Source organism: Natrialba taiwanensis DSM 12281, assembly GCF_000337595.1.
Taxonomy (GTDB): Archaea; Halobacteriota; Halobacteria; order Halobacteriales; family Natrialbaceae; genus Natrialba; species Natrialba taiwanensis.
The window spans coordinates 120,445-144,455 of the sequence record NZ_AOIL01000009.1 but is presented as its reverse complement, the minus strand read 5'-3'; the positions used below and the strand labels follow the sequence as shown (position 1 = coordinate 144,455).

23 protein-coding genes are annotated in these 24,011 nt (G+C 60.6%); 8 read left to right on the top strand and 15 right to left on the bottom strand.

Annotated features, from left to right (window positions below):
* Positions 1–54: 54 nt before the first annotated feature.
* From C484_RS01590 to C484_RS01575, 4 genes are all read left to right on the top strand, one after another.
* On the top strand, positions 55–555 hold the full coding sequence (locus tag C484_RS01590; protein ID WP_006824230.1) for a universal stress protein: 501 nt from the start codon (positions 55–57) through the stop codon (positions 553–555).
* Between the two features lie 63 nt (positions 556–618).
* Positions 619–1,701, top strand: coding sequence for a D-xylose 1-dehydrogenase Gfo6 (gfo6, locus tag C484_RS01585; protein ID WP_006824229.1), 1,083 nt, complete (start codon positions 619–621; stop codon positions 1,699–1,701).
* 844 nt (positions 1,702–2,545) lie between these two features.
* Complete coding sequence (locus tag C484_RS01580) at positions 2,546–3,307, top strand: IclR family transcriptional regulator (RefSeq protein WP_006824228.1); 762 nt, start codon at positions 2,546–2,548, stop codon at positions 3,305–3,307.
* 253 nt (positions 3,308–3,560) lie between these two features.
* Complete coding sequence (locus tag C484_RS01575) at positions 3,561–4,340, top strand: SDR family NAD(P)-dependent oxidoreductase (protein ID WP_193364796.1); 780 nt, start codon at positions 3,561–3,563, stop codon at positions 4,338–4,340.
* Positions 4,341–4,418: 78 nt separating this feature from the next.
* Here the strand turns inward: C484_RS01575 and C484_RS01570 are convergent, their stop codons facing one another.
* The 15 genes from C484_RS01570 to C484_RS01500 all read right to left on the bottom strand — a co-directional run bounded on the left by C484_RS01570 (position 4,419) and on the right by C484_RS01500 (position 19,309).
* Entirely contained in the window at positions 4,419–5,288 is an 870-nt protein-coding gene (locus C484_RS01570; RefSeq protein ID WP_006824226.1) for an SMP-30/gluconolactonase/LRE family protein, read from the bottom strand.
* Positions 5,289–5,486: 198 nt separating this feature from the next.
* The gene (locus C484_RS01565) at positions 5,487–6,302 is read right to left on the bottom strand and encodes an alpha/beta fold hydrolase (RefSeq protein ID WP_049914963.1); all 816 of its coding nucleotides are present in this window, start codon (positions 6,300–6,302) and stop codon (positions 5,487–5,489) included.
* 185 nt (positions 6,303–6,487) lie between these two features.
* The gene (locus C484_RS01560; protein ID WP_006824224.1) at positions 6,488–6,937 is read right to left on the bottom strand and encodes a MaoC/PaaZ C-terminal domain-containing protein; all 450 of its coding nucleotides are present in this window, start codon (positions 6,935–6,937) and stop codon (positions 6,488–6,490) included.
* Positions 6,938–7,113: 176 nt separating this feature from the next.
* Positions 7,114–7,983, bottom strand: coding sequence for a class 1 fructose-bisphosphatase (locus C484_RS01555; protein WP_006824223.1), 870 nt, complete (start codon positions 7,981–7,983; stop codon positions 7,114–7,116).
* A gap of 76 nt (positions 7,984–8,059) precedes the next feature.
* Complete coding sequence (locus tag C484_RS01550; protein WP_049914962.1) at positions 8,060–8,527, bottom strand: PTS fructose transporter subunit IIB; 468 nt, start codon at positions 8,525–8,527, stop codon at positions 8,060–8,062.
* A 34-nt stretch (positions 8,528–8,561) separates the two neighbouring features.
* Positions 8,562–10,247 (bottom strand): phosphoenolpyruvate--protein phosphotransferase, encoded by a 1,686-nt coding sequence (ptsP, locus tag C484_RS01545; protein ID WP_006824221.1) that lies wholly within the window; start codon positions 10,245–10,247, stop codon positions 8,562–8,564.
* A 4-nt stretch (positions 10,248–10,251) separates the two neighbouring features.
* The gene (locus tag C484_RS01540) at positions 10,252–10,605 is read right to left on the bottom strand and encodes an HPr family phosphocarrier protein (protein WP_006824220.1); all 354 of its coding nucleotides are present in this window, start codon (positions 10,603–10,605) and stop codon (positions 10,252–10,254) included.
* The gene (locus C484_RS01535) at positions 10,602–11,078 is read right to left on the bottom strand and encodes a PTS sugar transporter subunit IIA (RefSeq protein WP_006824219.1); all 477 of its coding nucleotides are present in this window, start codon (positions 11,076–11,078) and stop codon (positions 10,602–10,604) included. Before C484_RS01535 ends, C484_RS01540 begins: the two co-directional genes overlap by 4 nt.
* 44 nt (positions 11,079–11,122) lie before the next feature.
* Positions 11,123–12,301 carry a PTS fructose transporter subunit IIC gene (locus C484_RS01530; protein WP_006824218.1) on the bottom strand — a complete coding sequence of 393 codons (1,179 nt, stop codon included), beginning with the start codon at positions 12,299–12,301 and terminating at the stop codon, positions 11,123–11,125.
* Between the two features lie 231 nt (positions 12,302–12,532).
* Complete coding sequence (pfkB, locus tag C484_RS01525) at positions 12,533–13,456, bottom strand: 1-phosphofructokinase (RefSeq protein ID WP_006824217.1); 924 nt, start codon at positions 13,454–13,456, stop codon at positions 12,533–12,535.
* Entirely contained in the window at positions 13,453–14,220 is a 768-nt protein-coding gene (glpR, locus tag C484_RS01520) for an HTH-type transcriptional regulator GlpR (RefSeq protein ID WP_049914961.1), read from the bottom strand. Before glpR ends, pfkB begins: the two co-directional genes overlap by 4 nt.
* 162 nt (positions 14,221–14,382) lie before the next feature.
* Positions 14,383–15,171, bottom strand: coding sequence for a class I fructose-bisphosphate aldolase (locus C484_RS01515; RefSeq protein ID WP_006824215.1), 789 nt, complete (start codon positions 15,169–15,171; stop codon positions 14,383–14,385).
* Positions 15,172–15,465: 294 nt separating this feature from the next.
* Positions 15,466–16,488, bottom strand: a complete 1,023-nt coding sequence (locus tag C484_RS01510; RefSeq protein WP_006824214.1) for an asparaginase — start codon at positions 16,486–16,488, stop codon at positions 15,466–15,468.
* A 144-nt stretch (positions 16,489–16,632) separates the two neighbouring features.
* A complete protein-coding gene (locus tag C484_RS01505; RefSeq protein WP_006824213.1) occupies positions 16,633–18,402 on the bottom strand; it encodes a Na+/H+ antiporter NhaC family protein in 1,770 nt (589 codons plus the stop codon).
* A gap of 142 nt (positions 18,403–18,544) precedes the next feature.
* Positions 18,545–19,309: an IclR family transcriptional regulator gene (locus C484_RS01500; RefSeq protein WP_006824212.1), complete on the bottom strand. Its 765-nt coding sequence runs from the start codon at positions 19,307–19,309 to the stop codon at positions 18,545–18,547.
* A gap of 481 nt (positions 19,310–19,790) precedes the next feature.
* Between C484_RS01500 and C484_RS01495 the strand changes: the two genes are divergently transcribed.
* The 4 genes from C484_RS01495 (at position 19,791) to C484_RS01475 (ending at position 23,947) form a co-directional block, all read left to right on the top strand.
* Positions 19,791–20,561, top strand: a complete 771-nt coding sequence (locus C484_RS01495; RefSeq protein ID WP_006824211.1) for an IclR family transcriptional regulator — start codon at positions 19,791–19,793, stop codon at positions 20,559–20,561.
* 136 nt (positions 20,562–20,697) lie between these two features.
* A complete protein-coding gene (locus C484_RS01490; RefSeq protein ID WP_049914976.1) occupies positions 20,698–21,624 on the top strand; it encodes a dihydrodipicolinate synthase family protein in 927 nt (308 codons plus the stop codon).
* A 1-nt stretch (position 21,625) separates the two neighbouring features.
* On the top strand, positions 21,626–22,708 hold the full coding sequence (locus tag C484_RS01485; protein ID WP_006824209.1) for an Ldh family oxidoreductase: 1,083 nt from the start codon (positions 21,626–21,628) through the stop codon (positions 22,706–22,708).
* A gap of 207 nt (positions 22,709–22,915) precedes the next feature.
* Entirely contained in the window at positions 22,916–23,947 is a 1,032-nt protein-coding gene (locus tag C484_RS01475; protein WP_006824207.1) for a mannonate dehydratase, read from the top strand.
* Positions 23,948–24,011: the final 64 nt, after the last annotated feature.

Sequence of the window (24,011 nt, the reverse complement as noted above, 5' to 3'; positions counted from 1 at the left end):
CCAGCACCCGCTCTCGGGACAGCTTATTTAATCCACCGTCCAGTAGGGCGCTGTATGGAAACCGGACTTGTCGTCGTTGAAGACACTGCCCATCACGCCGCGCTGCTCAGCGAAGCCGCCCAGTCCGCCCGCGGTGGCGACGAGGAGACGACCCTGATCGTCCTGGCCTTTGCAACCCCCGAAGAGATCGGTCCGGGCGTCCGCAAGCTCGACTCGATCGGCGAGATCGAGGGCGTCTCCGACAGCACCACCGACGAAGCAGCGATCATCGATGCCGCCGAAACTGAACTCGAACAATTCGTCCAGCGAACCCTCGACGACCCCGGAATCGACTACACCGCAACCGTCCGCGTTCTCTCGCAGGGATACGGCATGGGGACGCTCAACGCCGCCGACGAGTTCGACTGCGATACGATCTTTATCGCCGGCCGCAAGCGCTCGCCGACCGGCAAGGCGATCTTCGGCGACTGGATCCAGCGCGTCCTTTTGAATTTCGACGGCCTCGTCACCGTCTCCCTCGACGAGGACACCGAGACAGCAGCACAGCACTCGTAACCCCTGTTATTGGGACACACTGTCATCGATCGTTTTTTATCAACTGAGGAGATATCACGCTGTATGCGCGAGTGGATCGATACCTACGACGAGCGAACCTGGCAAACGACCGACGAAGAATCGGGGACCGTTCGATACGCCCTGATCGGCCTCGGGTGGTGGACCATCGACGTTGCGCTGCCGGCGATCGAATCCTCGGAACTCGGCGAGGTTACCGTCCTGGTCAGCAGTTCGAGCGAGAAGGCGGACCGTCTGGCCGCCGAGAACGACGTTTCACGCGGACTCAGCTACGACGAGTTCCACAACGGCGACGCAGCCGACCGGTACGACGCCGTCTACATCGGCACGCCGAACGCCTACCACCTGGAGTACGCTGCAACCGCGGCCAGCCTGGACAAGGCGGTGCTCTGTGAAAAGCCGATGGAGGCCACCGTCGAACGCGCCACTGAACTCGTCGAGACCTGCGAGCGAGCCGACGTACCGTTGATGATCGCGTATCGGATGCACACCGAGCCGGCCGTCCAGCGAGCGCGGGAGTTGATCGAAGACGGCTTCATCGGCGAGCCGGTGTCGGTCTACGGCCACAACAGTCAGCCGCTGCTCGAGATGATCCCCGATCCGGATCAGTGGCGACTCGATCCCGATCTGAGCGGGTACGGAACGTCGGTGATGGATCTGGGAATCTACTCGATCAATACGACGCGGTACCTCCTCCAGCGCGAGCCCGTGTCGGTCCGCTCGAATATGATCTCGGCGCACGAGGCGTTCGACGCCGTCCCGGACGAACGCGCCTCGTCGCTGTTCGTCTTCGAAGACGACATCCAGATGATCTCGACAGCCAGTCAGCACGCTCACGAGGATACGGAGCTCAAGATTACGGGAACGGAGGGCCAAATCACGCTCCAACCGGCGTTCCACGGGGAGTGTTCGATGGACCTCTCGCGGGGTGACGTCTCGGTTTCGGTCGAACACGAGACGTTCGACGCCGAAGCGGAGATGAGAGAGGAGTTCGACTACTTTGCCGACCGACTCCTGGGTGACCGCGAGATTTACCCGGACGGGCGTCACGGGTTGGGTGATATGCGGATCATCGAAGCGATTCACGAATCCGCCGACCGCGAGGATGTGGTCACTCTCGATCTGTAACACCGAAGTAGTCCGCTCCCGTCCAGCGTCGAACGATCCATCGCTTCGGCCCGTTTCGCCCGGCTGCCGGAGCGTATTCGATGGCATCCGGTCCTCCTGCGATTCTTTCCTGTCTCCTCCTGCCCGTCGACTGTCTCCAGTAGCCGCTGCGTCACTGCACACCCGATCGAACGACGACGGTGTGAGCAGTGTGAATCGTTGCAGTTGTTCCGATTGCACGTCATTGACCGACTGTCTTTCAGAATGCTATTCTTTCATACAGAACTCTATTCTGTAGCACTCACTCATTATCGACCGTCTCATTGAACGGTGGCCTCCCGGACGGAACTGGCCGACTGGTGCCGCGTTTGTGAACGAACCGCGCGATACAACGGGCCAAACGCCCGTTCTCTGTTTACAGTTGTACACTCGTAAGGCTCTGCCAGTGGTGCTTTCGGGACTCCCTGTCTTCGCACGGACATTCTATCTTTTCCCGGAAATCGCCGATATAGGGGATGAAGTCCCTCGATATCCGGTTTCTCTCGTCTCCTCGCGGTTGGTACCTTGTCACACATGAGTTCTCTGTGTGTCACTCTTCGTTCTTTATAACTGAATACTATTCACCTCTACAGGCCCACCCCCATCGAGAATGAACAGTACGGTGTTCGCGGTCGAACTCGAAAACGGAGGCTGGTGATTTGACGGCGTTCTCTCCACACCCGGGATCCGATCGTCTCGAGCGGGCGAAGACCCGCCGATCACACCCGGCTAATCGTTCTGTATCACTCTTTTTTCATTCTGTGCCTCGAAACCTCGTTTTGCGTATCAGAATAATTTATATGTTATCGTCGATCATGTGGCGCATATGGCGGACCCGAAATACCCCGTACGAACTGTCGGGCGGACGTTCGAAATCCTCGAGATCATTCAAGAACTCGACGGGGCCGGCGTCTCCGAGATCGCAGCCCGCGTCGACATCGGCAAGAGCGCCGTTCACAACCATCTGACGACGCTCGAGAACTACGAGTACGTCGACAAGGACGGCGACGAATACCACATCGGCCTCTCGTTTCTCGGCCTCGGCGCGTACGCCCGCAATCGGACGCCGATCTACGACACCGCCCAGTCGCAAGTCGACGAACTCGCCGACGAAACGGGAGAACTCGTCAACCTCCTCGTCGAAAAGAACGGCAAGGGTATCTACCTCTACCAGTCGAAAGGCGAAAACGCGGTCGAACTCGACACCCACGAAGGAAAACGCGTTCGCCTCCACTGTACGGGCCTCGGCAAAGCGATCCTCGCGTTCCGTTCCGACGAAACGGTCGACGAAATCATCGCCGACCAGGGACTCCCCGAACTTACCCCGCAGACGATCACCGACCGCGACGCGTTCGACGCTGAACTCGAGGAGATCCGCGACCAGCGATACGCGGTCGACCGAGAAGAGCGCCTCAACGGACTCCGCTGTATCGCCGCGCCGATCACCGACGATTCGGACCGCAGTATCGCCGCCATCAGCGTGGCCTGTCCGGTCCACCGTGTCGATGACGACCGATTCTACGAGGACTTGCCAGAGGCGGTACTCGGCGCTGCAAACGTGATCGAACTCGAGTACAATTACTCCTGACATCGCCTCTCTCCCTTTCCCACAGTCTTCCTCACCCTCCACTTCTCATCTTCTTTCTCACCCTCCACTTCTCATCTTCTTTCTCACCCTCCACTTCTCATCTTCTTTCTCACCCTCCACTTCTCACCTTCTTTCTCATCCTCTCTTCCCCAGCCCACTCTCCCTGACCACCCCTCGCCTCAGCGAGGTTTTGCGAGACCCTGCGATCGTGCCGATGAAAACGTTCATGATTCCCGACGAGAGTTCCCTTCGTATGGAGGACTATTCGCACACTCCGGTTACCGTTTCGGGAAAGCGCGCCGTCGTCGTCGGTGGCACCAGCGGTATTGGACAGGCACTCGCCCTCGGATTTGCCGCCGACGGTGCCGATGTCATTGCAACCAGCCGAAGCGAGGACAAAGTCGACGAAACTGCGACCCTCCTCGAAGATCGTGGTGCCGAAACCGCCCGCATCACCTGCGACGTCACTGACCGAGACTCACTTGAACTCGTCCGTGAACGCGCCGAAGAACTGTTCGGCGGCATCGACATCGTCGTCGCATCGCAAGGCGCAATCTCCCGCGAGACCGTTCTCGGCGTCGACGACGACGACTGGGAGTTCGTCACCGACGTCGCACTCGACGGCGTTCGGCGCGTGACACAGACGTTCGCACCTACGATGGCCGAAGACGGCGGCGGAAGCATCATCAACATCTCCTCGCTTTCGGCGCGACTCTCGATGGCGAATTTGCCGGCCTACTCTGCCGCGAAGGGCGGCGTCGAGGCGTTCACCCGCGCCTCCGCAAAAGAACTCGCTCCCGACGTTCGGGTCAATGCGATTGCTCCCGGATTCTTCATCACACCGCAGAACGCGGACACCTACGCCGAAGGAACCGAGAAGCGAAACCGGATCGACGAGCGAACCCCGCTCAGTCGCGTCGGCGAGCGCGAGGAGTTGATCGGCGCGGCGATCTACCTCTCCAGCAACGCTGCCTCGTTCGTGACCGGCGAAGTGCTGACCGTCGACGGCGGCTTCGCGACGAGCGCCCTCTGAATACCGCGCCGAGACGAACTCGAGTCATACCGGTATCTCGCCTCTTCCCGGTTCCGGCCGCACATTACTGCGTTCTGATCACTCGCTTGCAATCCGCGAGCGGAACTCGGGAACGCCACCGGTATCGATATCGGGAACGCGAAAGAGCGCTCCTGCCCCGTCGCCCTCGGTAGCGCGCTCGCCGTCGGTGAGCGCAGTCGTGAGATACAACTCGTCGTACGACGGGCCGCCCAGAGTAACCGAGGATACTTTTCGCGCGGGAAGATCGAGTTCATCGACCGCGGTTCCGTCCGGCGCGTATTTGACGACGCAGCCGCCGTTCCATCGGGCGGACCAGATGTATCCGTCTTCATCGACGGTCATACCGTCCGGAATTCCATCATCCGGCGGTGTCTCGAGGAGGATGCGGCGGTTCGAGAGTTCTCCGGTGGCTCTGTCGTAGTCGAACGCGTAGATCTGCTGTGCTTCGGATTCGGTGAAGTAGAAGGTCTCGCCGTCGGGGGCGAATCCCATTCCGTTGGCGATATCGACGTTTTCGACGACGACGGTCGTCGTGCCGTCCGGGTCAAGCCGGTAGAGATCCCCGAGTTCGTTCTCACCGGGCATCGTCCCGCAGAAGACGCGCCCTTCGGGGTCGGTGATGACGTCGTTGAATCGCGTCTCCGTTTCGAGTTCGGCGACCGTGGTTACGGCAGTTGTCGTCGGCTCGAATCGGAGAACGGTTCCGTGGGTGAACAGGAGCAACGCGCCGTCGGCTTCGACCGTGGTCCCGCCGAGCGGTCGCCCAGACGTTTCGTAGACGAGTTCGTAATCGCCGGCTGCCGGATCGTATCCGTATAGCCGTCCAGCCGGAATGTCGACCCAGTAGAGTCGGCGCTTGTCCGGGTGCCAGATCGGACCCTCGCCGGTGTGGGCGTGGATATCGACAATACGTTCTGGTCGTGCCATATGCTATGCTTGAACAATAGTACATTAAATCTATGGTGAATCCGTCCCTTTCATGTGCGGTTGTCCTACGAGTTGCTTCTCTCGAGAGTTCTATGTATCATATTTTTAGGATAGTATGTTATATTAGATATCTTCTCTATGCACACTCTACTCAGCAGAGATGGAACTACGTCAGTACTGTCTAACCAAATATAGATACTATAATGCGACTTCTGATAAGAATTCGCGAATAGCGTCGGTTACCTCGTCTGGTTGTTCCACCGGGGCGCTATGTCCCGCTGCAGATACTACCGTTTGACGCGCGTCAGGAAGAGTATTTAGCATTGATTCTGTACGTTTCAGAGCAAGAACGGTGTTTTCTTTTCCGTGGATAGATAATACTGGAATTTCGATATTTGGGAGTTTATGCGTGTAATCAGACCGATCAATCCACGAGTGCATAGCGTGATACACTGACTCGGGAGGATAGGTCGCCCATCGCTTTTCCCAATGATCAACAATAGTATGGTTATCTTCTAGTGTTGTCTCACCGAACATTTTGGTCCGAGCGATGTGGCGGACGCGTTCGGATTGTACGCCTTCGTCGAGAACTCGTTTTGCAAGGGCGCTGTATTCTTCTCGTTCGGCCTCCGTGTGCGGTTCGGCCATACTGTTGATGAGAACGAGGCCGTTTACTCGTTGCGGATAGTGTTCCGCAAAGCGTAGCGCCATAAACCCGCCCATGGAAATCCCGGCTAATACAACCGACTCGATGTGTAGCGCGTCGAGTAATGCGTTGAGATCGGCGGCGAGATCCTCAAGGTTGTAGGATTCATTGTACCGGTCGGTTCGTGCTCGCAAGTCGTAGGAGATCGTTCGATAGTTATCCGATAACGCTGCGAGCTGAGGGTTGAATAACGTCCGATCCATTAGCATGCCGTGAGCAAATACGATCGGCGGGCCATCGCCAGCGTCTGTTATCACGGTAGATGTCCGCTCTCGGTATCTCGCTACTGTGGGATTCTCTTTTTTCATATGTATCGTATCCAGAGTCAACAGTATACTATATATCAATCCACCCAAACATATTAAATAGATGGATAAATATATGGTGGGTCCATCGCTGAATTTTCCCCAATAGCTAATTTCACAGCCTAATGCTGAGTGTATTGCACTATATTTTTCGTTTCCTTATCCGTTTTCGAAAGGAAAGTGCCCTCTCACTCTCGTTCTACCCTTCTTTCGTATCTAACCAATCCGATTAGCGACGCGACTATCTCATCCTGTTGGTTGTGTATCTCGATACCAACGCTGACAACGCCGAAGCCATCGTCCCAGATTTCCTTCTCAACTATCTCCGTCTTCATCGAAAGCGTATCCCCGGGCCTAACGGGTTGTCGCCACCGCAAGTTATCGATACCGGGCGACCCTTTCGCACGAGTTCCCTGAATGAAATTCTTGACGAGCATTCGCTGCCCGATTCCCACCGTGAGGAGTCCACTTGCGATTAGTCCGCCGAAGGCTGACTCTTCGGCGGCATCCTCGTCCGTATGAAACGGTTGGGGGTCGTATTTCTCTCCATATTCGATAATCTCCTCTTTTTCGACGGTATAGTTACCAAACTCTTGCGTATCGCCGACGACAAAATCTTCGTAGAATTTTCCTTCCATATCCGATGGTCATTTCCATAAGGCATAAATCTAGGGGTAGTTTGACAGGTCATCAGTTGCGTCTTTCTTTTTTCATAAAACGGCGACCGAAACAGCACGTGAAATATTGTTCCACCACCCGCTCCTTCAGTAAGTTACGGTCGGCGGATGTGTTCGTCTACGCTCGCGGCGGTATCTTATTTTTCTGTTTGATTGGCACTCTCGATATGTGCCTCCAACGCGTCTATCGCGGCTGGTGTCCCGAAGTACGCCGGAACGTGCTGATGCAATCCGTCGGGTTGGATATCGAGCGGTGACCCGCGACCGGTCGACGACCGTCCGCCGGCGGTTTCGACGTGGTGGGCGATCGGATTCACCTCGTACTGGAGCCGAAGGTCCCCGCCCGGACTGGACGTTCGTTCGGGATATCCGAGCAGCCCGCCGTCGACGAGGAGGTGCGCGATATCGCCGACCATCGCACCGGTGTACCGCAGTTTGCACCCGTCGGTTAGCTCCCGCCAGAACGACCGGACCGGTGCCGACCACTCGCTCGTCGTTCCGGCGAATCCACACACCTGCTTCGCATCGGGAATAGTCACCGAACTGGAATCGACGATATCGCCGCAGTCGATCGTATACCGCGTTACAGTTCCGTCGACGGCGGCCGTCATCGTCGTTATCGGCCCGTACAGGAGGACGACGCTGGCGATCAGATTCCGTCCGCTGGCCGGAAGCGGTGCGTCGTATACGCCGATGACCGTTCCGACGGTATTGTTCGACTGCAGATTCGACGATCCGTCGAGCGGATCGATGGCGACACTGTATCCTTCGCCGGTTTCTTCGACGCTCTCACACTCTTCGCTGGCGAACGCACCGACGGCGTTGAGCGGGCTCAGTTGCTCGCGAAACAGGCGGTTGATGGCCAGATCCGCGACTGATTGGTCGTCGCCGCTCGAGTTCTCTGTCGCCGTTTTTCCCTGATTGGCGGCCGATCGTAACTCTGTCCTGACGGCGGGCGTGATCGCCGCGAGTTCATCGAGGAGTGTGCGTACGTCGGTTAGTGTCATCGGTTTCGTCGGGTGTTCGCGGGAGGTGTGGGTGTGGTGTCCGTGCTCCTCGTCGGATCGAGTCGAGCCCGTCCCATCAGGAGAATAACCGCTTGAGGCGGGCGAAGAGGCCTTTGGAGGGGTCGCCGCCGAGCTGTTCCGTGGATTCGGCGGTTGCCGAGGTAGCGCTTTCCTGTTCGGGTTCGGATTCGGCGGTCGCTCCGCCCTCGGACCCGACGGCGGTAACGCCTGTTTCGCCGGCTTCGGCTTGGTGCACCGCTTGATCGATGAGTCCGCCGGCGTCGTTGACGGCTTCTTTGACGGTGCTTTTGATCAGCACGATGTCCGTAAAGCGGTCCTGGCTGACCGCCGTATCTGCGGCGATGATCGCTGCGTCAGCGGTCTGGATGTCGGTCTCGGTCAGTTCGTTTTCGGCACCCATTGCGCCCTGGACCTCGACTTTGATGTCGTGGCCGCGGTCTTCGGCGGTTGTCTCGAGATTTTCCGCTGCCATCTGGCTGTGTGCGATACCGGTTGGACATGACGTGACTGCGATGAGTTTCATGGCTGTGTGGTGTTGTGTGGTTGCAGTAGGCGAGTTACTCGTCGAGCTGTGTACGTATCTGCTCTCTGGTGGCTGCGTCGAGTGCGTGTGTTGCGTGCGCGGACGCCTCGTCGGTGTGGACCGACTGGACGGCTGCTTTCACGTCCGGAATGGTGACGGCGCTCATGCTCAGTTCATCGAATCCGAGTCCGACGAGGAGTTCGGTTAGGTCGGGGTCGCCGGCCATTTCGCCGCACATGCCGACCCACGCATCGTTTTCGTGGGCTGCCTCGACGGTTCGTGCGATGGCACGAAGAACGGCCGGCTGTGTCGGATCTCTGAGCGCTTCGACGTTTTCGTTGCCGCGTGCGGCGGCCATCGTGTACTGGGTGAGATCGTTCGTACCGACGCTGAGGAAGTCGACCCGCTCGGCGAGTTCGGGCGCGGCGAACACGGCGCTCGGGGTTTCGATCATCACGCCGAGTTCGGGGACAGCGTGGGTGACGTTTTCCGCGTCCAGTTGCGTTGCAACTGCGTCGACGGTTTCGAGTGCGGCGTCGAGTTCATCGACTGTCGTGACGAGCGGGAACATGATGGCGAGTTCTCCGTCGCCATCGGCGGCTGCGCGGAGCAGCGCGCGCAGTTGGGTTTCGAAGAGTTCGGTGTCGGAGTCGAGCGAGCGACGGATCCCGCGTTCGCCGAGGAACGGATTCTCCTCGTCGGGAAGGTTGAGGTAGGGGATCGGCTTGTCGCCGCCGATGTCGAGCGTGCGGACGATTACGCGTCCATCCGGGAACGTATCGAGCGCGGTCGTGTACGCGTCGTACTGTTCGTCCTCGTCGGGTGGTGACTGGCGGTCGAGAAACAGAAACTCCGTGCGGTAGAGGCCGATTCCGTCCGCGCCCTGTGCTCGGACGCCGTCGAGTTCGGCGGGTTGGCCGACGTTTGCGGCCACCTCGACGGTCGTTCCGTCGACCGTGCTCACGGGGTCGGTTCGAACGTCGACCTCGCTGGCGGTGGCCGCCTCTTCGCGGCGCTCGTCGGTCGGATCGAGACAGAGTTCGCCGGTCTCTCCGTCGACGACGACGGTCGCGTCTTCCTCGACCTCGCGTAGTTCGTCGCCGATGCCGACGACGGCCGGGAGTGCCAGTGATCGAGCGAAGATCGCCGCGTGGGAGGTTCGGCCGCCGGTAACGGTCGCGAACCCGGCAACCCGGTCCGGATCGAGTTGTGCCGTATCGCTGGGAGTCAGTCGCTCGGCGAGGACGACGGCTCCGTTCGGGAGGTCGCCGAGATCGACCCGTTCGCTGCCGGTGAGCAGCCGAATCAGGCGGTCGCGAACGTCGCGGAGGTCGTCGGCCCGCTCGGCCATCCGACCGTCCATCTCCTGGAACTGCTCGATCGGGTCCGCAAAGGCTCGTTTGACGGCGTGTTCGGCTGGCAGGTCGTTCTCGACGGCACTTGTGACGCCGGATTCGATCTGCGGGTCGTCGAGGAACTGCAGGTGCGCGTCGAACACGCCGGCCTCCTGTTCGCCGACCCGCTCGGCGGTGCGCTCGCGCTCGGCTTCGAGTTCCGCGCGGGCGGCTTCGCGCGCGTCTTCGAATCGTTCGAGTTCAGTTGGCGGATCGACGCTCGTCTCGTCGGGGTCTCCGAGGTCGCTGTCTCGATCGTACCAGACGACCGTGCCGACGGCAGCGCGTGGCGTCGCACCGGTTCCGGTGAGTGTTCGGCGGGACATCTGCTCAGGCATTCGTGTCTGTGGTCGCGTCTGCGTCTGTGTCTGTGGCTGTTGCGTTCTCTCCGTCGAGTTCGTCTTCGGGAGTCGTAAGCACGCGTTCGAGTTCGTCGAGCGTCGCCTCCGCATTCGGGCCGTCGGCAACGATCCGGATCTCTTCGCCGTGTTCGACGCCGAGGCTCGTGACGGCGATCATGCTGGCTGCGGGCGTGAGGTCGGTATCGTCATCGTCGTCGGTCGCGTGCGCGATCTGGATATCGGAGTCCGAGTCATTGACCGTTTCGACGAACGCGGCGGCGGGACGAGCGTGCAGGCCCGCTTCGGGAACGACTGTAACGACCCGTTCGAGTTCGGAACTCATGCTACCGCCTCCTTGAGAACTGTCTGAACGTCGGCGGGCGTTTCCGCATCGTACAGCTCCTCGCGGACCTCGTCGTGCATGAGCGCACGCGACAGCGTACTCAGGATCGCGAGGTGGTCGTCGGCTCCTGACTCGGGGACGAGAATCATAAAGAGGAGCCGTGCGGGCTCGTCGTCCATCGCCCCGAAGTCGACGCCGTCGTCCGAGCGGGTAAACGCCACCGACGGTTCGGTTACCGCGTCGGTCTGGGCGTGGGGAATCCCGATACCCATGCCGACACCGGTCGTCGTCTCCTCCTCCCGTGCGAGCAATGCCTGCAGCGCGGTTTCACGGTCGTCGACACGCCCTGCGTCGACGAGCAGATCCAGGAGGAATTCGATGTAGCCCCGCTTGTCGGTGGTCGGCGGTTCGAGTGAGATGTGTTCGGTCGGCGCGAGCGTCTCGATTCGATTTTGAGTGAGTGTGTCAGTCATCGGTTGTAATCCGTGAGTATAGAGCGGTCGGTAACAAGCTTGTCTTAATCGTTAGTTTGTGCCGCTGGCTGTGAACTCGTTCCCCCGGTATTCGTTTCGACATCGGCGACCGTCTGTTCGAAGTCGGGTTTGATCGCCGTCGCAACGGCCGCGGTCACCGCGGTTCCGAGCGCGATACAGCCGAGGAACGCGAGCGCGCTATTCGAGAGGATGATCACGAAGACACCGCCGTGCGGGGCCGGCATCGTCACGCCGAGCCACATCGCCGTCGCCGCGGCCGTCGAACTCCCGATCACGGCGCTCGGAATAACCCGAAGCGGATCGGCCGCCGCGTAGGGGATTGCTCCCTCGGTGACGAACGCCAGCCCGAGCGGGATCGCGGCCTTGGCGTTCTCGTACATTTCGGCGGAGTATTTCTGGGGAGCGATGAAGTTCGAGAGCGCCAATCCGAGCGGCGGCGTCATGCCCGCGATCATTACCGCGGCCATCGGTCCGTGGATCTGGTCGCCGACGAGCGCGACCGCGAAGACGTACGCAACCTTGTTGACTGGGCCGCCCACGTCGAGGGCCATCATCGCGCCGAGGATCGCGCCCAGGAGCAGGGCGTTTGCGCCCTCCATGTTCTGGAGGAACGTCGTCAGCGCGTCGTCGACGATGGCGATCGGAACGCCGAGCCCGACGATCACGAGCGGGGTCAGCAGCGCCGTCGTGAAGACGGGGATAATCAACACCGGCATCATCGGCTTGATGAAGGATGGAACAGCCCATCCCTTCATCCACCGAGCGACGTAGCCGGCGAGCAGACCGGCCACGAGCGCGCCGAGGAACCCGGCAACGGCACCGTCGGCTTGGAACCCGACGATCGTCCCCGCAGCTTCGATGATCCGCTCTTGCTGGATCGTCCACGAGAGGATGAACCCCGGAGCCAATCCGGGTTTGTCCGCGATACCGTAGCTGATGTACGCCCCCAGAACGGGGATCATAATCGTCAGTCCCAGGTTACCGATCTCGGCCAGGTACCAGGCGAGCGTCCCGGTCGCTTCGAACACGTTCTCGGTGTTACCGGCTGTAAACGGGAGCTCGGCGACCATGTACGCCACTGCAAGGAAGATCCCCCCGATCGTGACGAACGGAATCATGAACGACACGCCGGTCATCACGTCCTCCTTTACGGACGTAACGTGCGACCGGAGCGCGTTCTCCGCACTGTCTGTCAATGCCATGCTTCGCTCTGAAGTTCCTACCTATTATTCAAAAGAATTTTCGAGTATGATTGTTACTGTCTATAATTTTCGAAATAAAAATCTAATCACGCAGATAGAACTCGCAAACCGATTCAAGTTCGCTAGCTGTTGCTGATTTGAGACACAATTGATCCCCGTCTTCTGTATCGGACAGCGACCGTTCAGGAATGAACACATGACGGTGAATGGATTCCAAATAGTCAGATGTAGTCACCGTGAGAAGGGCTCCGGCGATGAGACTGGTACAGATTCGAGTCGCGTTGGTACGTCGTCGAGCGGTGGGACGGTCGTCCCCGGTACCGAGACCACCTGTGCGGCAACCGCGACGCCCGACCGAAGCGCTTCTTCGTCCGTTGCACCGCGTTCGAGCGCGGCCAGTACCCCTGCGAGCAACGAGTCGCCAGCTCCAACCGTGTCGACGACAGTCGTCTCCAGCGCCGCTGCATGCAACAGACCGTCCGGTGTTGCCATGATTGCACCGTCGGCTCCAAGCGATGCAACAACGCGGTCGTAGCCCATCGTTTGCAGCCGTTCGACTGCGTCGTAACAGTCCTCGAGCGAGTCGATCGGGCGGTCCGTCGCTACTGCGAGTTCTTCTCGGTTCGGTTTACAGAGCGTATAGGAGGCGTCCAAGTCGCGGAGTACATCTCCACCGACGTCGACCGCCGTTTGCCAGTCGCCCGCCCGAGCGATTCGGTCGATAGCGTCGGGACCAAGTCCGGGCGGGAGACTGCCGCCGACGACGACGGTGTCCGGGTCGTTGCGCTCGATAGTTTCGAGGAGCGTTTCGATCGCGTGGCCGTTGACCGCGGGTCCGTCGTGATTGATCTTGTACTCCGAATCCGCGGTCAAAATCGTGGTATTGAGCCGCGTCCGACCCTCGATGTCGACGAAGTCGTTATCGATCCCTTTTTCAGTCAGACTGTCTCGAACGAACTGGCCGAGAAAGTCACCGGTGATTCCGGTTGCGGTCGTTTCGGTGCCGAGTTCGACGAGGTACTTCGAGACGTTGATGCCCTTTCCGCCGGGGTCGACGCGCGCGTCGTCGGTGCGTGCGATTTCGCCGTCCTCGGGAAGGTCGGGAATCGCGAGCGTGTGGTCGACTGCGGGGTTGAGCGTGACGGTGACGATCACTGGCCGACCCCCTCGGTGAGTTCGACGCCGGCGGCGTCAAACGGCTCGCGCTGACGCTCAGAGAGCGTTACGTCGGTGATGAACACGTCTACGTCTTCAACAGACGCGAATTTGACGAAGCTCTGCTTGTCTAGCTTGGTACCATCGGAAACGAGGACGACGCGCGCTGCGTTTTCGATCATGAGCGATTTCAGGCGGGCCTCGTCTTCGTTCGGCGTCATGAGCCCTTCTGACGGATCAATTGCGTTCGTCCCGAGAAACAGCAAGTCGAAGTTCGTTCGCTCCATGAACCGCTCTGCGCTTGGCCCGGTGAGCGCTCGCGTCTCGTGGCGAAGCGTGCCGCCGGTCAGTTTCACATCGTTGTCTTTCTCTCCGAGTTCTATCGCTACTACCGGCGAGTTCGTCACTGACAGGAACGATCGGTCAGTCGGGACGTTCTTGGCGACTTGCATCGTCGTCGAGCCCGAGTCGAAGAAGACGACTTGATTCTCGGCGATTTCCTCGACCGCTCGCTCGGCGATGACCATCTTGCTGTTGAGGTTTTGTACCTCCTTTTGGCCGTAGGTCTGTTCGCTTCCGACGGTCGTCGCCGGGACGGCACCGCCGTGTGACCGCTCGATCAACTGTCGTTCCTCGAGATCGCTGAGATCCCGACGGATCGTCGCCTTCGAGCAGTCCATCTCCTCGGCGAGTTCGGCGACGGAACACTCGCCACGCTCGGAGACCACCTCGACGATATCGCGCTTTCGCATTGCCGGTAACATAGCTGTGTGTTCGACGGATACTTGCACGGTGGCATTCATATTTGTATCTGGTATTGATTGTTTCTGCACGAAATTTATGTACTAATCAGCGGAGCCGGCAGGTCGACTGCACTCCGTTGCTGTCGCGTGCCGACCGAGTCGAGACTCGGGTCCCGAGGATCGTTACTCGGGGAGCGCCTCGTCTGCGGTTGCACCGTCGAAAACGACCGCTTCGAGTGCGTCGAGAATTCGTTCGGGATTGTCGCGTTGCCACACGTTTCGACCGACGGCCAGCCCACTCGCACCGGCGTTCATCGCTGTCTCGACTAGCGAGAGGAACTCGTAGTCCGAGGTTTTCGAGCCGCCGCTGAGCACGACGTTTACGTCACCCGCCGCGTCCACCGCCGTGGCCATTGCGTCGCCGCTGCGGGGATACTTTACCTTCGCAATGTCCGCGCCGAGTTCGAGCGCGATTCGGGTCGCATACGAGATCACGTCGGGCTTGCGGTGTTCTTTCAGCGCCTGCCCGCGCGGATACGACCACATCGCGACCGGAACGTCTTGCTTGCGTGCCTGCTCTTGTACGGTTCGGAACTCTTCGAACATCTCCGGTTCGCGGTTGGTGCCGGGGTATACCGTGTAGCCGACGGCGTCGGCACCGAGTTCGAGCGCGTACTCGACCGAGCACGTCTGGGGCGAGTACGGTTCACCCATCCAGAGGCTGCTGGTACCGTTGAGTTTCGCCAGCAGGTTCACGTCGTCTTCGTAGGAGGGATAGTATGTTTCTGCGAGCCCTTTCTGCACCGCGAATCCGGTTACGGCGTCGTGGGTTGCCATCTCGAAGACGGTCTCCGGATCGAGTCGTTCCGGCACTTCGGAGAAGGCGGTCGGCCCGTGTTCTAACCCGTGGTCGTGCGCAAGAATGATCGATTTGCCGTCTCGAACGAGGGGTGTCTCGAGTAGTGATCGCATTCCATCAGAAGTGCTCACGTATGGGAACTAAGTAGTACTGAACGTGTTTGTTTTCACCACAATCTGGGGATATTATCCTGTATACGACACAGGATCAGTACTGGTATTGTGATCACTATAGACCAATAGCTACAGCCCAAGAGATACCGATCCCTGGTACTATTGGTTTCGGACCCGCTAATATTTTCCTCGGACGCGAATCGAAGCGGTCGGGAGACACGAGTTCAGCCTCGCGTTCGAGGTTTCGCTTCTGTCTTGTCGGCGGGACGATTGATGGGTAGTCAACGACTGGGATTAACAGGTATCGCCGCAGCCAGTGGTCGAACGGACGTATCCGTGCCCGTCGTATCGAGCGGCGTCGAACAGCGGTCGGATCGGTCGGTCCGGTCGGGTCGACAGCGCAGCGAGGAGTTTGATTCGGGCCTTTTGTGCGGAGAGGTTCGACGCGAACATCGCACCAGCTTCCTCGAGCACTGCAGCACCGCCGTCGGCTCCGTACACTGGCGAGACGACCCCATCTCGACAGCGTGTCGTGATGACCACGTCAACTCCGTCGCCGACCGCAGTACGAATTGCGTCGGCGACAGCGCCGGGAACGTTTCCGAGTCCGAGTCCGTCGACGACGAGTCCATCGACGCCGCGATCGACGGCAGCAACGATCTGCGATCCGGTCGTGTCCGTCGATGTCGCGACGATTTCGACGGTCGCCGTCACGTCTCGGACGGGAATCATCGTCGACAGACTCTCGGGACGGCGATAGAACCAGAGTCCCTCCGGCGTCCGTTCGGCGACCGGGCCGTAATTACCCGAGTCGTACGCCGCGAGGTTGCTGCTGTGGCGCTTGGTCACCGGTCGCGCCGCGTGCAGTCGATCGTTAAAGAAAACGTAACTTCCCGATCGGACGTGCTCGTGGCTCGCCGCAGCGAGCGCGCCGCGAACGTTCGCCGGCCCGTCCGGACTGATCGCGTCGTGTGGCCGTTGTGCACCGGTACAGACGACCGGCGAGTTCACATCGAGGACGAGGTCCAGATAATAGGCGGTCTCTTCGATCGTATCGGTTCCGTGGAGGATTACGACGCCGTCGACGTCGGAAGCGACGGCGCGAACGCGTGCGGCCAGTTCCACTAAGTGATCGAACGCCAGTTCCGAACTCGGCGTCTGCGTGAGTTGCTCGAGTTCGATATCGACATCGATGCGCTCGACGCTCTCGGGATATGCCTCCAGCAGGTCGCGTCCGGATTCGGTCGGAACCGTGCCGGTCTCACTCGTCGTCCCCGCAATCGTCCCACCGGTCGCTATGACGTGGACCGTTGCCATACGTCGTACTGGACGAACGGACCGTATAGTAGTTGTGATCGGTCGCTCCTCCCAGTCCTCGCGTTCGATACCGATGGCTCGTCTCTCGTCGGCTACTGAAACTGAACTCGTAGAAGATTGGATACGGCCGGGAGGGAGTTACGTTCAGAGACCGATCATGACGAACGCGAAGACGAGGCCGAGATAGACGGCGACGACGCCGACCGCGGTCAGCGGAATCGATGCGATGTAGTCGTAGGTCCCGTTAAACCGGGTTGCGTCGGACCGGTTTCCGTTCTCGATCGCGTCGGTATCGATCGTGCCGTTCTCGATAGCCTTCGCGGTCGGCATGATTTCGGGGAGGTTCTTCCGGCGAGCGTCCAGTTTGTTCAGCGCAACGACGACGCCCGCGGTGAGGACGACCGAGAGCGGAAGCAAGACAAGCGCCGACGTGAGTCCGGCGGCGTACAACAACAGCGCAAACACCGTGACGCCGGCTGCGGTCATCGCGAACGGAATCTGCGTGGACACGTGGTCGATGTGATCCGAGCCGGCGAAGATCGATGACATGACGGTCGTATCGCTGATCGGCGAGACGTGGTCGCCCCAGATCGCACCGCCGAACAGCACGCCCATCAGCACCGGCAGGATCGACACGCCGACGAGTTCGTAGCCGAGCGGGATCGCGAGCGGCGTCAGGATCGCCATCGTTCCCCAGGAGGTCCCCGTCGTAAACGCGATGAACATCGCGGCGACGAAGATGAGCAGCGGCAGGAACGAACCGGGCACGCCGCTGTCGACCATGACATCGACGATGAACTCGGCGGTGCCGACCTGTTCGGCGGCGTGGCCGATGCTCCAGGCGAGCACGATGATCGCGGCGGCGATCATCATCGTCTTGAAGCCGCTGATGATGGTGTCACCCGCCTCGTCGAGGTCCATCGTCCGGAAGCCGACGGCACCGAGCATGCCGACGGCCATGAACGCGAACGAACCGTAAAGCAGGCCGAGTGCGACGTCGGTCTCCTGGAATGCGGTCGCGATGTCGACGCCGGGTTGGTGGCCGCCGCCGAGCCACCACATCGAGACGAGTCCGACGACCAGCAGCGTCAGAATCGGCGCGAAGAAGTTAACCAGCGTCGGGTTCTTCTCGCTCGGCTCGCCGACGTCGGTTTCGATGTCCGAGAGCGGGGTCGCGTCGTCCCGCTTGGTCTTTCTCTCCTTGCGCGACCGCCATTCGGCGTCCAGCATCGGGCCGTAGAACCGCTGGGTGATCGAGATGAAGCCGACCATGAAGAACGCGAGAAAGCAGTAGATGTTCCACGGAATGCTCTGCAGGAAGAGCCCGAAGGCGGTGAGACCGACTTCTTCGGCCGTGAACTCGGCGGCCTCGAAGCCGACGATGATCATCGACACCTGGTAGCCGATCCAGTTCGAAACGGGACCGAAGGTCGTCACCGGCGAGGTGGTCGAGTCGAGTACGTACGCGTGCATCTCGCGGGACGTGTGGTTCTCCTCGGAGAGTTCTCGCGTCGCGTTTCCGGTGACGATCGTGCTCGTATACGAATCGAAGAAGATGAAGATGCCGATGAGCCACGTCAGGATTTGCGAATCGCGGGCGGTGTTCACCCGGTGGCCGATCCAGTTCTGGAGCGCGATGATCCCGCCCGATTTGTGGATGAACGCGGCACCTGCCCCCATGAACATGATCAGGATGAGGAATTTCGTATCGAACGGCGATCTGACCACTTCGACGATCCAGTCCATCGATAACGCTGTTGCGGCAATCGGGTTCCAGTCGGCGATCAGCAACGCACCGGCCCAGACCCCGGCGAACAGCGACACTAGTACCTGCCGCGTGTACATCGCGAGTGCAATCGCGAGCAGCGGCGGCACCAGTGACAGCGCTCCGTACGGCAACGCCTCATATGACATACACTCACAACCGAGATCGGCAATACTACTTTAACCTTTTGGAAACCGGCTGGAAAGCGGTCATCCGTATTGGTCAGTGGGGTATCGCATCGAATATTTACGGGGATCGGGCCGAAATCGATGACGCGCCCGATTCCACCGCTCAGACGAGTCCCTGCGAGTCGAGTTCAGCTTCGAACTCGGGGACGACCCGCTGGAGGATGTCGGGAAACTCCCGGTAGAGGTCGGCGTCTTCGATCCGGTAGGCCGGTCCGGAGACGGTAAAGCCGCCGATGATACGTCCGGACGGGTCTTCGGCGACGACGCCGGCGACGCGCTTTCCGGGGATCGATTCCTGGTCGTTGATCGCGTAGCCTCGCTCTCGAATCCGTGCGAGTTCATCGTCCAGCACTTCTCGGGACGTGATCGTCCGGTCGGTGAGCTGGGGGAGTCCCCAACGGTCGATGATCTGGTCGATGCGAGACGGCGGAAGGCGAGCGAGGATCGCCTTTCCGATCGCCGTCGTGTGCATGAACTCGTAGTTGTTGAGTCGCGAACTCGGAGTCGCTGAGCTGCCGACCGAGTCGAACAGCGTGACGATGCGGCCGTTTTCTTCGATGCCGAAGTCGGATTCCTCGTTCGACTGCTCCGCGAGTTCGATCACGTACTTTCCCGCGAGTTCGTAGATCTTGCTGCGATTTCGGACGTACATCCCGAAATGATAGAACCGGCCGCCGAGTCGGTACGTATCGCCGTTCGCGACGACGTAGCCGTGTTTGCCGAGCGTATAGAGGTGTTTGTACACTGTACTCTCTGAGAGATCGAGCGTCGCCGCCAACTCCGCGGGCGTCGCCCCGTCTCGCTCTTGAATCGTTTCGATTACCGCCAGCGACGTTTCGGTCGTCGTCAGCAGTTGACTGTCGGTCATTGGTTGTCGTTCTTCTGCCGACCAAATAAATCTACGCATCATAGAACGCTTGCCGGGTCGCCGTCCGATCGAGGGGCGTGGTTTCCGAGGGATATTTTACCGGGGCCAGTCCGTTTACGGGGCGCTTAGGTCGGAAACGTCGTCGATGGAGGCGTTCGCAGTCGGGACTGGCGTCTATCGCGGGACCGATCGTTCGTGGTGCCAGTAATATCAGTAATATCGCGCTTGCAGAAGCACTTGCGGAACTATTTTCGAGTCGGAACGAATTCAGTAGTGGCCGTAGCTCGTCTTGTTTGGCCGCCACAAGATGGTTTCATAATCTATAGAACGAACGCCGATCGCGATCGACAATCTATTTACAACTGTACATTTGTAATTCATTGTGGTACTCGTCACGCACTCTCGACTCCGTGCTCGGCCTCGTTCGACAGTGTCGAACTGCTGCGATAGTTATATTATCGCGGGTGTTATTGCCACCCGCATGGGATCGACAGACCGAAAGCAGATCAAGTCGACGCGCACCGCGTTCACGATCATCGAACGGGTTTCGTCGACCGACGGTGCGACCGTCTCCGAACTCGCGGAGACGCTCGGCCGCTCCAAGAGTACGGTTCACGCTCACCTCCAGACGCTCACCGAAATGGGATATCTGTTCCGGATCGATGACGAGTATCACGTCGGCCTGCCGTTTCTGACGCTCGGTGGCGCAGCCCGAAGCACCGATCGCTACCAGAATCTCTACCGGGCGGCGAAGGCGGAAATCGACGACATCGTCGATCAAACCGGTGAGCGCGCCCAGGTCGTCGTCGAGTACCAGGGCGAGGGCATCTACTTCTACCAATCGCGCGGTCACCGATACGTCCAGACGGACTCACAACTCGGGACGAGCGTGTCGCTTCACTCTACGGCGGTCGGGAAAACCATCCTCTCGGTCCTCCCCGACGACCGCGTCGAGGAGATCCTGTCGAACAGCGAGTTACGGCCGCGAACGGAACACACCGTCGTCGACCGAGATGAACTCCGGGAGCGCATCGAGACGATCCGCGAGCGCGGGTACGCCTACGACAGGGAGGAACGGATCGAAGGCATCTGCTGTGTCGCCGCCCCGATCGAATGCGGTCCCGAGACGATTGCCAGTCTGAGCGTGACGGTCCCAACGAAACGCGCCAGCGGCGAGTACTTCGAAGAGGAACTCCCGACGCTCGTCACGAACGTCGCGAGAGTCATCGAACTCAACACGCAGTATTCGTAGCTGCGATCGCGTTCGATCATATCGATTCGCCGTTCGATGGCTCTCCGGTGAACCGGTGCGACGGATCTCCTACGACGGTTTCTGGGTTGCCCGAGCCACAAGCCATATTACGCTGGTCGTGACACGTCGTATGTGGATGAGTTACACAGGCCTGAAAGCCGGGCTCCGCAGCGTCGCCTTTACCACGGCCGTCCCGTTCAGCGACGACGGCCGAGCCGTACAGTCCGACGCGTACGAAACCAACCTCGAGGCGATCGAAGCCGCGAACGGCTCGCTGTTTATCCCCTGCGGGAATACCGGCGAGTACTACTCGCTGACTCGCGACGAACGCATCGGCGTCGTCGAATCGACGGTCGACGCCGTCGCCGGGGATAGCACCGTGGTCGCCGGTGCAGCCGGCAGCACGAAAAATATCGTCGATCTGGCACGCACCTACGACGAGCTCGGCGTCGACGGGATCATGATCATGCACCCGGATCACACGTACCTCCACGAGGAAGGGGTCAGGCGGTACTACCGCGATATCGCGGCGCGAACCGACCTCGGCGTGGTTATGTACAAGCGCGGCCCCGAACTCAGCGACGACGCCATCGCCTCCCTCTCGACGGTCGAGAACATCGTCGGCGTCAAGTATGCCATCAACGATATCCAGGCGTTTTCCCACCTCGTCGATCGCGTCGACGACGAGTTCGTCTGCATCAACGGCATCGCGGAGCGATTCGCTCCGTCGTTCGCGCTCGAGGGAGCCGAGGGATTCACGACCGGCATCGGAAACTTCGCGCCGGCCGCTTCGATGGCGCTGCACGAGGCGATCGAGGCTGAGGACTTCGAGCGGGCGCGACGTATCCGAAATCGCATCCGTCCTTACGAGAACCTGCGGGCGGAATCCGGCCCGAACAATCCGTTCGCGGCCGCCAACAACGTGCCCGCGGTCAAGTACGGCATGGACCTCGCCGGCCTCGTCGGCGGACCGGTTCGGGAACCGCTCGTCGATCTCTCCGACTCGGACAAGGAGCGGGCCGAAACGTACTACACGCGAATCGTCGACAGCGGGGACGCGTAAGATGACCGTGAACTCGTCCGCCGCCGTCCGGACCGATCCAGACGCCCTCGAAACGTTCGCCGCGCGGACGCTGGAAGCGGCCGGTCTCTCCGCGTCTCACGCTGCCACGGTTGCCGAGACACTCGTCGACGCGAATCTTCGCGGCATCGACACGCACGGCGTCGTTCGGCTGGACCCCTACGTCGAACGCATCGAATCCGGCGGGATCGAGACGGAACCCGACATGACGATCGAGGAGACGGCGGCTGGAACCGCGATCCTCGACGCCGACGGCGGGGCCGGACAGGTGAGTACCGTTCGAGCGACGGAGACGGCGATGGAGCTGGCGGCCGAGACCGGCTGCGCCTTCGTCGGCGTCCGCAATAGCAACCACTTCGGCACCGCCTCCTACTACACGAACGTCGCCGCAGAACACGAGTTCATCGGAATCGGGATGACCCATGCGGGGCCGAACGTCGCGCCGTTCGGCGGCACGGACCCGTACTTCGGGACGAATCCGATCTCCGTCGGACTCCCGTCGAACCTCGGCTATCCGGTCACGCTCGATATGGCCACGAGCGTCACCGCGAAAGGAAACGTCATCCTCGCGGCGGAGGAAGACGAGGAGATCCAGCCGGAGTGGGCCGTCGACGAAGCGGGCGAACCCATTACCGACCCCGAGGAGTTCCACGCGCTCCGACCGATGGCCGGGCCGAAGGGCTACGGCCTCGGCCTGGTGGTCGACGCGTTCTGCGGCCTCCTCCTGGATACGGCGTTCGGCGACGATGTGCCGACGATGTACGACGATATGACGACGCCGGCCGGCCTGGGACACATGATCGGGGTAATCGATGTCTCCGCATTTACCGACCCCGAGGCGTTCAAAGAGCGCTTGTCCGTCATGGCGACGGACCTCAAATCAACGCCGCCCCGCACCGAGTTCGACGAGGTGTTGCTTCCCGGCGAACCGGAAGCGCGGACGAAAGACCGGCGTGAACGGGACGGCGTTCCGATCGGCACCGGCGTCCGAGCGACGCTCGCCGAACTCGCCGACACGTACGGCGTCGACGAGCCGCCGTGGCAATCCGTCGAGGACGGTGGCTAGTGCAAGCGGCGACCGATCGAATCGCAGTACGCACGAGTGCTCGCTTGCCACCGGACGTAATCGCCAGCGCCGGTCCCTGGAGCCGCGCCGTCGACGCGAGCACCGCTGTCGATACAGTGTGACTCGGCGGAAGCTATTTGGTCCGATACGAGGACGAGTTCACCGTAGATGACAGCACCCACTCCTGCGACGACGGCCGACTTGCCGATGCGCGTCGGCGTACGGACGCGGACGCTCGCGGACGACCGGCTCGCGTACTGCAAACAGATCGGCGTCGACGACGTTTTCGTCGATCACCGACTGCCCCGCGGCGACATCTTCACCGACGAGGGCTCGGACGACGAGACGACGATCACGATCGACGAGGGCGTCGTCCCGTCGGTCTCTGAACTCGTCGAGGCGCGCGAGCGAGCCGCCGAACACGGCCTTCGGTTCATGGGCATCCAGTCGCTGAACTACAACGTCTACGGGAAGATCATGCTCGGCAAACCGGGGCAGGACGCCCAACTCGAGACGATTACTGAACTCGTTCGGAACCTCGGCGAGGCCGGCGTGCCGATCCTCGGCTACCAGTGGAACCCGCGGGGCGTCGTGCCGATGCGCACGTCCGAGTCGACGCCCGTTCGCGGCGGTGCGGCCTCGAGCGAGTTCGATATCGAGGCGCTCGCCGATCCGTACGAACCTGTCGAGAGCCTCGATCGGAAGTACACCGAGGCCGAACTTTGGGAGAACTACGAACGGTTCCTTGAGGAAGTCCTCCCGGTAGCCGAGGAGGCTGGCGTCACGATGGCGTTACATCCGGCCGACCCGCCGACGGTCGAACAGCTTGGCGGGATTCCGCGGCTCTTTCGTGACGTGTCGGCGTTCGAGCGCGCGATGGACGCCGTTCCGAGCGACAATCACGGCCTGAAGCTGTGTCTGGGCTGTTTTTCGGAGATGCCCGACACCGATATCGAGGCGGTCGTCCGAACCTTCGGCGAGCGCGACGACATCGTCTTCGTCCACTTCCGCGATGTCATCGGGACCTGGCCGTCGTTCAAAGAGACGTTTTTGGACGACGAACACAGTAATTACGACGAGCGATCGGTCATGCGGACGCTCCACGATGTCGGCTTCCAGGGCGTGGTCGTTCCCGACCACGTTCCCGATATGGTCGGCGACACCGACTGGGGCCACCGGGGCCGCGCACAGGCGGTCGGGTACCTCAACGGTCTCAATCGAAGCATCCGGTCCGGGTGATCGAATCGCGGAACCGTGAACGCAGAATCGCGGAATCGCGGTTCGACGGCGCTTCGATGAGCGC